Source organism: Paratractidigestivibacter sp. (assembly GCF_052362415.1).
In the GTDB taxonomy this organism is placed as follows: domain Bacteria; phylum Actinomycetota; class Coriobacteriia; order Coriobacteriales; family Atopobiaceae; genus Paratractidigestivibacter.
Genome location: NZ_DAWEMK010000008.1, coordinates 28,476 through 38,820, shown reverse-complemented (window position 1 = coordinate 38,820; position 10,345 = coordinate 28,476). Strand labels below are relative to the sequence as shown.

Annotated in this window: 8 protein-coding genes and 1 pseudogene; 7 read left to right on the top strand and 2 right to left on the bottom strand. The window is 65.8% G+C overall.

The genetic code is table 11. From position 1 onward, the window contains the following. A pseudogene (locus tag ACT84W_RS01860) lies at positions 1–422 on the top strand (RNA methyltransferase); the annotation flags it as partial. A 127-nt stretch (positions 423–549) separates the two neighbouring features. Then, the gene (locus ACT84W_RS01855) at positions 550–2,274 is read left to right on the top strand and encodes a phospho-sugar mutase (protein WP_417575923.1); all 1,725 of its coding nucleotides are present in this window, start codon (positions 550–552) and stop codon (positions 2,272–2,274) included. A gap of 313 nt (positions 2,275–2,587) precedes the next feature. Here ACT84W_RS01855 and ACT84W_RS01850 read toward each other — a convergent pair whose 3' ends face one another. Continuing rightward, positions 2,588–3,745 (bottom strand): hypothetical protein, encoded by a 1,158-nt coding sequence (locus ACT84W_RS01850; RefSeq protein WP_417575922.1) that lies wholly within the window; start codon positions 3,743–3,745, stop codon positions 2,588–2,590. A 123-nt stretch (positions 3,746–3,868) separates the two neighbouring features. On the opposite strand from ACT84W_RS01850, the gene ACT84W_RS01845 reads away from it, so the two are divergent. Beyond that, the gene (locus ACT84W_RS01845) at positions 3,869–4,297 is read left to right on the top strand and encodes an arginine repressor (protein WP_444328003.1); all 429 of its coding nucleotides are present in this window, start codon (positions 3,869–3,871) and stop codon (positions 4,295–4,297) included. Positions 4,298–4,436: 139 nt separating this feature from the next. Here the strand turns inward: ACT84W_RS01845 and ACT84W_RS01840 are convergent, their stop codons facing one another. Next, the gene (locus ACT84W_RS01840) at positions 4,437–6,725 is read right to left on the bottom strand and encodes a transglycosylase domain-containing protein (RefSeq protein ID WP_444328002.1); all 2,289 of its coding nucleotides are present in this window, start codon (positions 6,723–6,725) and stop codon (positions 4,437–4,439) included. A gap of 179 nt (positions 6,726–6,904) precedes the next feature. Here ACT84W_RS01840 and tyrS point away from each other — a divergent pair, with 179 nt between their 5' ends. The 4 genes from tyrS to ACT84W_RS01820 form a co-directional block, all read left to right on the top strand. Next, entirely contained in the window at positions 6,905–8,122 is a 1,218-nt protein-coding gene (tyrS, locus tag ACT84W_RS01835) for a tyrosine--tRNA ligase (protein ID WP_417575919.1), read from the top strand. Positions 8,123–8,336: 214 nt separating this feature from the next. Continuing rightward, positions 8,337–8,912, top strand: coding sequence for a DUF4352 domain-containing protein (locus tag ACT84W_RS01830; RefSeq protein ID WP_417575918.1), 576 nt, complete (start codon positions 8,337–8,339; stop codon positions 8,910–8,912). Between the two features lie 51 nt (positions 8,913–8,963). Continuing rightward, a complete protein-coding gene (locus tag ACT84W_RS01825) occupies positions 8,964–9,386 on the top strand; it encodes an XRE family transcriptional regulator (protein WP_417575917.1) in 423 nt (140 codons plus the stop codon). A 36-nt stretch (positions 9,387–9,422) separates the two neighbouring features. Then, positions 9,423–10,345: serine/threonine-protein kinase (locus tag ACT84W_RS01820; protein ID WP_444328001.1), on the top strand; the 923-nt coding region annotated here is incomplete at its 3' end.

Here is a 10,345-nt window from a genome sequence, read left to right as displayed (position 1 = left end):
TGGACCTCTCGCGCCCGAGCCTCGACTGGGCGCGGCGCAACATGGCCCGCAACGGCTTCACGGGGCCCGAGCACGAGTTCGTCCAGGCCGACGTCATCCAGTGGGTCTCCGAGCAGCGCCACACGCGCAACCGCTGGGACCTCGTGTTCTGCGACGTGCCCACGTTCTCGAACTCGCAGCGCATGAAGAAGTCCAGCTGGGACGTCCAGCGCGACCACTCCGAGCTCATCATCGGCGTCTCGCGCCTGCTCACGCGCAACGGCTGCGCGATCTTCTCGTGCAACCTGCGCGGCTTCAAGCCCGACGTGGAGGCGCTGCAGAAGGCCGGCGTCGTGATCGAGGACATCACGGCGAGCACCATCCCGGAGGACTTCAAGCGCAACGCGAAGATCCACCACGCCTACATCGTCCGCCGCGGTTAGCCGCCGACCGTTCGCGGATGCGCGCGGGCTTCTCGGCCCCTCATCCTCTGTGGTAATTACAATAAGAGCCACCTATCTGAAGTCGGCGCGCGCCAACCCGCGCGCCCGGGAAATGGGGGAGTCACACATGGATCAGACCATCGAGGCCACCGTCAAGGCGTGGCAGGACAACGTTCACGAGACTGACCTGGCCGAGGAGCTCGCGGGGCTCGTCGCCGAGGACGGCGACAAGCTCTACGACGCCTTCTACCGCAGCCTCGCCTTTGGCACCGCCGGCCTGCGCGGCACGCTCGGCGTCGGCACCAACCGCATGAACGTCTACGTGGTCGCCCAGGCCACCCAGGGCGTCGCCGACTACCTGAATGCCCACTACGAGCACCCGACGCTGGCCCTGGCCCGCGACTCGCGCCTGAAGGGCGAGGACTTCCAGAAGGTCGCCGCCGGCATCCTGGCAGCCAACGGCGTCCACGTCTACGTCTATCCGCGCATCGAGCCCGTCCCGACGCTGTCCTTCGCCGTGCGCCACCTGGGCACCTCCGCCGGCATCGTCCTCACCGCCTCCCACAACCCCGCCGCCTACAACGGCTACAAGGTCTACAACGACCAGGGTGGCCAGATCACCGACGAGGCCGCGAAGGAGATCTCGGACAACATCGCCAAGGCCGACCCCTTCAAGGCCTTCGCGGGCGCCATGGACTTCGACGAGGCGCTGGCCAAGGGCCTCGTCGAGTGGACCCCGGAGGAGGTCCTCGACTCCTTCATCGAGAACATCAAGAAGGTCTCGGTCCCCGGCTTCAAGGCGTCCGACGGCTACTCCGTCGTCTACACCCCGCTCAACGGCACGGGCATGGAGTGCGTGACCCGCATCCTCAAGGAGATCGGCGTCGAGAACGTCCACGTGGTCCCCGAGCAGGCCGAGCCGGACGGCAACTTCCCCACGTGCAACTACCCCAACCCCGAGTTCCGCGCCGCCCTCGAGCTCGCCCTCAAGCTCGCCGAGGAGGTCAAGCCCAACCTCGTCGTGGCCACCGACCCCGACGCCGACCGCATGGGCACCGCAATCCCGCACGACGGCGACTATGTGCTTCTTTCCGGCAACGAGATGGGCGTCCTGCTCATGGACTGGCTGGCAAACATGGCCAAGGAGAACGGCGAGGACGTGAGCCGCAAGGTCGCCGTCTCGACCATCGTCTCGAGCTCGATGCCCGATGCCCTCGCGAAGGACTGGGGCTTCGAGATGCGCCGCGTGCTTACCGGCTTCAAGTACATCGGCGACCAGATCGACCAGCTCAAGGATGAGGGCGAGGAGGACCGCTACCTCATGGGCTTCGAGGAGTCCTACGGCTACCTCGTCGGCACCCACGCGCGCGACAAGGACGCCATCGTGGCGACCATGCTCTGCGTCGAGATGGCTTCTTACTACGCCGCGAAAGGTATGGACCTCTATGAGGCCATGGACGCGCTGTACCAGAAGTACGGCTACTACCTCAACGGCACCGTCAACGCTGCCTTCCCGGGCGCTTCCGGCGCGCAGAAGATGGCCGAGATCATGGACGGCCTGCGCAAGAACCCGCTGACCGAGATCGCCGGCTACAAGGTCGTCGGCATGACCGATTACGCCACCGGCCCCGAGATGCCGCGCGTCTCCGGCCTGCAGAAAGAGGCCCCGCAGAACCTCCCGCCCGCGAACGTCATCGAGTATCGCCTCGAGGGCAACAACAAGGTCATCTTCCGCCCGTCCGGCACCGAGCCCAAGGTCAAGGCGTACCTCTTCAGCGTGGGCGCCACGCGCGAGGAGTCCGAGGCAGTTCGCGACAAGCTCGACGCCGCCGCGAAGAAGATCCTCTCGTAGGGCCTGCGCCGCATAGGTGGGCTGCTCGCGGCGAGCCGCTTGCGACGAATCGCGATTTGCGAGCCGCTCACGATGACCCGTCAGAAAGAAGGCCGCGTCCCGCCAAGGGCCGCGGCCTTCTTTGTGCGGACGGCAGGTATCTGGGCAGCGTCCACTTCTTTCCGGCAGTGCAGACTGCACCTCGCGAGTGCAGACTGCACAGCCGGAAATAATCATGAGTGCAGCCTGCACCAAAAGAGGGCAGTCTGCACAACGCCTGAGCTGTGCAGACTGCCCTCCGCGTTGCGCGCCTCTTGCGCGCTCTTTGTTCGATTTACTGCTCGCTCGACGACGTCTGGTCGGACGAGGCTGACTTCACGGAGACCGAGTAGAACTTGTCGCACGAGGCGGCAAGAGTCGCGGGCGACCACGGGTGCGCAGACGCCTCGGGGGAGGTGGGGTCGTAGACGACGACGGAGTTGTCGGAGTTCTCGGTCACGGCGAGCACCCAGTGCGCGTCGTCGGTGAGCGTCCCGGCCTTCGCCTCGATGAGCAGATACGTCCCCGCGTCGAGCACCTGCGAGATGCTCTCGGAGCTCGACTCGTGGGACTTGACGGCGAGCCCGAGCCCATCGGCGGAAGACTCGAAGAAGCCCGCGTCCGTCCCGGAATCGCCCTTCGCCGCACCGGCGTCCACGGCGAGCTGCGCCATGTCTGCGGGGGTCTTGTCGCCTGTGCCGGTGAGCCCCATGTAGGCCATCGAGTACGCGCACGGGCCGGAACCCGAGATCGCGAGGGCATGGTCGCCGTAGGGCACGGCGCCCCAACGGATGTCCCAGTCGTAGAGCTGAGGGGCGTTGCCCTTCTTTACGGCGTCGGTGTACGACTGGCCCGTCTTTTGGGCGTTGGGGTAGTTGGCCACGAAGTCGACCGCCTCTGGCTCGTCGAGGGCGAGCTCGAGGAGCGACTGGTCGTCGTACTCGTTTGCGTGCGCGGCGATCTGCGCGAAGCGGTCGTTGCGGTCGAGCTGGTCCTTGAAGCGGTTCGTGAGGTCGTCCGTCACGCCGGCCGCCACGCGCGCGTCGATTGTGTTCTGGTCGCCCGTGGCCTGATCCGACGCCGAGGCGGAGCAGCCGCGCACACAGCTGGATATGCCGACGACGAGCAAGATGACCAGCACGACCGCGAGCCCGGCCAGGATGAAGACCCTCCGGTCGTACGCGCGCCGCCCGCGGCTTCCCTGGAAGTTGATGCTCTGCGAGCGGAGCGGATAGCCGCCGTGACCGAGGCCCTTCTGGACCGACCTGCGGCCCATGCCCGGCCTGCCGCCAGGTCGCTGCTGCGTGCCACGGGGCCCGTGATAAGAGCCGTTCAGGTCGATCCTGCCGGAGGGCCTGCCCATGCCGCCGGAGACGGGTCCGCCCCCGCGCCTTCTGGAGTCTCCGTGCGTGCTGCTTCCGCCTCGGCGCGAGTTGGGTGTGTCGTAAGGCATGTGGCCTCCGAAAATCGCTGCTGTGGGATAATCTCTCAAATGGTACGACATACGCACGCTCGGGAGGGTTCTTGCCGCCGCGCAAATCCGCGAGCGTCCGCTACAAAGAAGGGAACGGGCTATATGGGCACCAAGAACGGCCGGGCCGCGGCCATCCGCTCGATCGTGAGGGAAAGCTCGATCCGTACCCAACGCGAGCTCGTGGACGAGCTGCATGCCCGCGGTTTCGACTGCACGCAGGCGACCGTCTCGAGGGACGTCTCTTACCTGAACCTGCAGAAGCTGCCCGGGGGATCCTACGTGCTCGCCGAGGACCTGCACCTCCAGCGGATGCTCTCGGAGTTCGCGGTGAGCGTCAAGCGCTCGGAGAGCCTCGTCGTCGTGCGCACGCAGCCCGGCTGCGCCTCGGGCGTCGCCGGTGCCATCGACGATGCCGAGCTCGAGCACGTGCTCGGCTCGGTCAGCGGCGATGACACGGTGCTCGTGGTCGCCGACTCCGTCGCGACTGCGGAGAAGCTCCGCTCCCGCCTCTCCGTCCTCGCGCAAAAGTAAACCACGGACACAATAGTTTGGCGTGAAGCCAAGGGAGGAGCCCAAGCCGCGCGCCTCAATCGCAGAAAACAGCGCGGGCGCGGACTATCTTCGTCGATGAGTCCGCGCCCGTGCCTGTGCGAGCCGCTCTGTAACCGGCTTACTGCGTGCCGCCGCCGTCCCCGCCGGTAGTGCCGCCGGTCTCGGTGCCTGTGCCGCTGCCGCCGCCGGTGGACGTGCTGCCGGACGTGCTGCCGGACGTGCTGCCGGACGTGCTGTTCCCGCCGCCCGTGGTGTCGGTGTAGGTGGTCCCGCTGCCGCCCGTGTAGGAATCGTTGCCGCCGGAATACTGCTGCGAGTAGCTGTTCCCGCTGTAATCGCTGCCGCCGTAACTGCTGTACCCGTTGCCGCTATAGCCGCCGTCGCTGTCATAGCCGTCACCGTCGCTGCTATAGCTGTTTCCGTAGCTGCTGTAATACCCGTTGTTCGCGTAGGCCTCGGTCTTCGAGAAGGTCCAGGAGCTGTTGGACTTGTACTCGGCCTTGTGGTCAGACTCGGGGAACTCCTGGCGGCTCTTGCCGCTGAGCACCGAGTTCATGAAGGTGGCCCAGATCGGCTGAGACGTGTTTTGGGTGTCGGCGTGGGCTCCCTGGTAGTAGGAGGTGTTCGTGCTGCCGTTGCGGTTGCCGAAGCGCACGATGGTGGTGATCTGAGGAGAGAAGCCGCAGAACCAGAGGTTGTCGTACTTCTCGGTCGTGCCGGTCTTGCCGCCGATGGGCTGGTCTGCGTTGTACATGCTCTTTACGGTGGAGGCGGTGTAGCCGGCGTTGCAGACGTTCTCGAGCACCTTGCGGGCATCCTCGGCGACGGCGGAGTCAACCGCCTGATCGGAGGTGTCCTCGTGCTGGTAGACGACGCCGCCGTTGCGGTTCTCGATCTTCACGATGGCGACGGTGTCGTGGTGGACGCCGTTGTTCGCGATGGTGGAGTAGCCCTCCGCCATCTCGAGCGGAGACACGTAAGACGTGCCCAGGGTTGACGTGCCGTAGGGATCGATCGTGGAGTCGATGCCGACGAGCTTGGCCATGCTGATGAGCTTGTCGACGCCGATCGCCTCGATGACCTGCGCGTAGCCGGTGTTGGAGGAGTGCTGCGTCGCCTGGTCGAGCGTGATGTAGCCGTACGACGCGTTCTGGAAGTTCTGGACCTTCCAGGTCGGGTCGACCTGGAGCGGCGAGTTGCAGTTGAGGATGACAGTCGGGCTCATGCCGTCGTTCAGCGCGGCGAGCAGCGTGAACGGCTTGAAGCAGGAGCCGGCCTGGAACTTGCTCGTGGCGAGGTTGACCTTGGCGCTGTCGAGGTCGGTGTCGTAGTGCTGACCGCCGACCATCGCCTTGATGTAGCCGTTGGAGTTGTCCACGCAGACGAGCGAGGCGTCGACGTTGTCGTTGCCCGCCTTGTCCACGACGCTGTGGGCGGCGGCGTCGGCCGCGGCCTGGTAGTCGGGGTCGAGCGTGGTGTAGACCTTGAGGCCGCCCTGCAGGATCGTGTCGCTCGAGAAGTTCTGCTGGAGAAGCTGCTTGACGTAGTCGGTGAAGTACGGGTAGGAGCCGGTGTTGTCGGTCAGCTCGCCGTGGTCGGTGACGAGCTCCTCGGCCTGCGCCGCGTCGTGCTCCTCTTGGCTGATGTCTCCCGCCTCGAGCATGCGGTCGAGGACGAGGTTGCGGCGGCTCACGCAGTTTTCCGGGTTGCGGAACGGGTCGTAGAGGGTGGGGGAGTTCGGCAGGCCGACGAGCGTGGCCGCCTGGGCGAGCGTGAGCTCGCTCGCGTGCTTATTGAAGTACGTGATGCTCGCGGCCTCGATGCCGTAGGCTCCGTTGCCGTAGTAGATGGTGTTCACGTACATGTTCAGGATCTGGTCCTTGGTGTACATCTTCTCCATCTGGATGGCGATGTAGGCCTCGCGGACCTTGCGCTTGAGCGACATCTCGAACTGCTCGTCCGAAAGGATGGTGTTGCGGACGAGCTGCTGGGTGATGGACGAGCCGCCGCCCTGCTCGCCGCGGCCGGTCGCCTGGCCGACGAAGGCGCGCATGATGCCCTGGGGGTCGACGCCGTTGTGCTGGTAGAAGCGCTTGTCCTCGGTGTCCACGGTGCCCTTGAGGACGTACGGGGAGACCTGGTCGAGCTCGACCGAGCGGCGCTGCTGGAGGTAGTAGGTCGCGATCTCGTTGCCGCTGGCGTCGTAGACGCGCGTCGGCTCGGCGACGAGGTAGGAGTCCGCCGAGGTGTAGTCGGGCAGGTCCTCCAGCCAGTTGCTGATCACGGCGCCCATCGAGAGGCACAGCGCGATGACCAGAAGCGCGATGAAGCCGACAACACCGGCGGCGCCGAAGCCGACGATGTGCGTCCTGGAATGCATATGAGCCCTGCGGGTTCGAATGCCCATATAAAGCTCCTCCTTGAGGGAGTCGATTCACATATAGAGCTGATTATAATGTGCGCGCGCGAGGCGCCCGTTTGGGAATGCGGCGGTGTTGTGACGTTGTGGAGCGCCCCACCGCCTGACCTGCGCTATTGTATAAGGCTGTGTAAATACCGATTGAATAACCCATGGAGGGCAGAGTAGTGCTTCCCGTCGAAGAGCAGCTGAAGGTCATCACCTCCGGTACCATGCAGATCGTGCCGTTGGACGAGCTCAAAAAGAAGCTCGAGAAGGGCACCCCCCTGAACATCAAGCTGGGCGTCGACCCGACCTCGCCCGACCTGCACCTGGGCCACGCCGTCCCGCTGCGCAAGATGCGCCAGTTCCAGGACCTCGGCCACAAGGTCACGCTCATCATCGGCAACGGCACCGCGCTCATCGGCGACCCGTCCGGCCGCGACTCCACCCGCCCGCCGCTGACCGAGGAGCAGGTCGAGGCCAACGCGCAGACCTACGTCGAGCAGGCTATGAAGGTCCTCGACCCCGAGAAGACCACCATCGTCCACAACGGCGACTGGATCAAGCCGCTGAACCTCGGCAAGATGCTCAACCTCATGAGCAAGTTCAACGTGGCCCGCATCCTCGAGCGCGAGGACTTCCACAACCGTTACACCGAGGGCCGCTCCATCGCCCTGCACGAGTTCATCTACCCCGTGCTGCAGGCCTACGACTCCGTGGTCATCGGCGCCGACCTCGAGATGGGCGGCAACGACCAGATCTTCAACCTCCTCGCCGGCCGCGACCTCATGCGCGCCGAGGGCATGGAGCCGCAGGTCGCGCTCACCATGCCGCTGCTCGTGGGCACCGACGGCGTAAAGAAGATGTCCAAGAGCTACAAGAACTACATCGGCCTCACCGACGAGCCGGCCGACATGTTCGGCAAGGTCATGTCCATCGCGGACGAGATCGTGCCCATGTACTACCGCCTGTGCTCCACCAAGACCATCGAGGAGATCGACGCCATCGACGCCGCCTTCGCCGACGGCACCGCCGACCCCTACAAGCTCAAGCGCGAGCTCGGCGTGAACATCGTCGACCTCTACCACGGCGCGGGCGAGGGCGAGCGCGCCATGGCCGCCTTCGACGCTCAGTTCAAGAAGGGCGAGGAGCCCGAGGACATGCCCGAGTTTCCTCTCTCCGTTGTGGAGACCAACGACGAGGGCAAGGTCTACCTGGCCAAGCTCCTCGCCGACCTGGGCATCTGCAAGTCCGCGGGCGAGGGCAGGCGCCTGATCGACGGCGGCGGCGTGAAGATCAACCATGAGCCCGTGGCGCCCAAGTGCTACAACGTCGACCCCGCGCTCTTCTCGGCCGGCGTCACGGTGCAGTCCGGCAAGAAGCGCTGGGCGCGCCTGGTGTAGTCGCGCGCGATGTTGCGCTGATACATGGTTCTTATCTGGCGGCGTCCCGGCAGGGGCGCCGTTTTTTGTGCGAGATCCCTGCTCCGCGTTGCTGACGCGCATCAATCTCTGAAGCTTCCCCTTGACATTAGCCGCGAGCTAATGAAATCCCTCCTCTCGAGCATCACCATGTGCCTTACCGGCAGGACGCCGGGGGAACAGCACAGGAGGAATCATGGCTAAAGAAGGCAAGAAACCCGTCGGCAAGATCATCGCGATCGTCATCGTGGTGCTGGTTGTGGTAGGCGTCATCGGGTCCATGGGCGGCAAGAAGACCACGACCACCGCTCCCGTGGACTCATCTGCCCAGCAAGAGCAGCCCGCCGACGCGTCGAAGGGCGACGCGGCGCCCGACGCCGCGAAGGACGACAAAGCCGAGGACTCCACCGAGAACCTCGCGATCGGCACGACGGTCAACCTGCCGAGCGGCCTCTCGGTGACGGTTGACTCCGTCCAGACGGGCCTGACCAACTACGATGGCGCCGCGATGACCGGCATCCACGTGACCTACGTGAACAACGGTGAAGACGGCGCGGACTATAACATCTATGACTGGAAGTGCGAGGACGCGAACGGCGCCCAGCAGTCCACCGCGTTCTACAGCGAGGAGACCGACGTCCTGAGCTCGGGCACGCTCGCCAAGGGCGGGACCGTCTCCGGCAACATCTACTTTGCTGGTGCGCTCTCCAAGGCGCTTTACTTCGACAACATGCTCTCAAAGACCGCTGCGGCGAGCTGGGCCCTTTCCTAAGATGGGGTTACACGCGAGCCACTGCGCGAAGCCGGCAGGGGAGGAGGACGAATGGCGGCGAAGAAGTTGACCGAGGAGCTCCTGGCCGAGCTCCTCGACGCGCCGAGCATCGACGGTTACGTGGCGAGCCACGACTTCCCGGCCGTCTCGCTCTCCGATTACCTGAACCAGCTCCTCGCCGAGAAGGACCTCGAGCGCGCCCACGTGGTGCGCATGGCGGACCTGAACGAGACGTTCGGGTATCAGATCTTCACCGGCGCGCGAAACCCCAGCAGGGACAAGGTCCTGCAGATCGCCTTCGCCATGGCGCTGACGCTGCGCGAGACCAACCGCGCGCTCGCGGCGGCCGGCGTGAGCGCGCTCAACTGCAAGGACCGGCGCGACGCGATCATCATCTTCTGCATCGACCGCGGTTGCTCGCTCCAGAAGGTGAACGAGGAGCTCTATCGCTTCGGCGAGAAGACCGTCTGCTAGGCGCGGGCGCTCCCCAGAGAGGCTAGTATCGAACGTATGGAACGCGACGACGCGACATACGATGCGGACTTTGATGCGGAGCTCTCGGCGTACCTCGAGTCCGTCGCTGGCAGGATGGGCGTCGGCGCCGAGGGCTCCGCTGTTGAGGACCCGGCTGCGGCTGACGCGGCCGGGTCCTGTGCGCCTGAGGGGAGCCTCCACGTGCTGGAGGTGCTCAAGCGCTCCGACTTCGAGCTGACGGAGGCGGCGACCTTCCGCGGGCGCGGCGGCGACGAACTCGGGCCTTTCGTGTACAAGGAGATCGACGCGACCACGGGCCTCGGAACGGCCTACGACCTGCTCTTCCGTGCACAGCGGTGTGGCCTCAGGTCGCCGAATCTCCCGCGCATCGCAGCCTGCTCGAACGATGGAAAGAAGACCCGGGTCCTCATGGAGCGCCTCCCCGGACGCACCCTCGAGGACTACGTGCGCGCCGCCGGAGCCTCCGTTGAGCTCGCCCAGGATGCGATCGCCCAGGTCGCCGCTGCGGTGGGGTGCCTCCACGCGGGCTTGGGCACGGGCGCGCCCCTCATCCACCGCGACCTCAAGCCGTCCAACGTCATGGTCGCGGGCGGCGAGGAAGGCATCGACCGTACCTTCGTGGTCATCGACCTAGGCATCGCCCGCGCGTGGCGCCCGGGCGCCTACTCGGACACGCTCAAGCTCGGGACGCGGAGCTATGCGCCGCCCGAGCAGTTCGGCTTCGGCCAGACGAGCGTTCGCAGCGACGTGTACGCGCTCGGCGCCCTGCTGTACTTCTGCCTGACCGGCGAGGACCCCGAGCCGGGCCGCGCGGCGGAGGCGCTCGCGCGGAGGCCTGGCGTGCCGCCAGAGCTCGCGCAGGTGGTCGCGCGGGCGATGAGCTTCGACCCCGAGGGCCGCTACGCGAGCGCGGCGGACCTCGCGGACGCGGTGCGCCG

What these genes read in the sequence shown, in the direction of transcription:
- ACT84W_RS01855 (WP_417575923.1), top strand. Translation starts at nt 550, where the DNA reads ATGGATCAGACCATCGAGGCCACCGTCAAGGCGTGGCAGGACAACGTT.
- ACT84W_RS01850 (WP_417575922.1), bottom strand. Translation starts at nt 3,745, where the DNA reads ATGCCTTACGACACACCCAACTCGCGCCGAGGCGGAAGCAGCACGCAC.
- ACT84W_RS01845 (WP_444328003.1), top strand. Translation starts at nt 3,869, where the DNA reads ATGGGCACCAAGAACGGCCGGGCCGCGGCCATCCGCTCGATCGTGAGG.
- ACT84W_RS01840 (WP_444328002.1), bottom strand. Translation starts at nt 6,725, where the DNA reads ATGGGCATTCGAACCCGCAGGGCTCATATGCATTCCAGGACGCACATC.
- ACT84W_RS01830 (WP_417575918.1), top strand. Translation starts at nt 8,337, where the DNA reads ATGGCTAAAGAAGGCAAGAAACCCGTCGGCAAGATCATCGCGATCGTC.
- ACT84W_RS01825 (WP_417575917.1), top strand. Translation starts at nt 8,964, where the DNA reads ATGGCGGCGAAGAAGTTGACCGAGGAGCTCCTGGCCGAGCTCCTCGAC.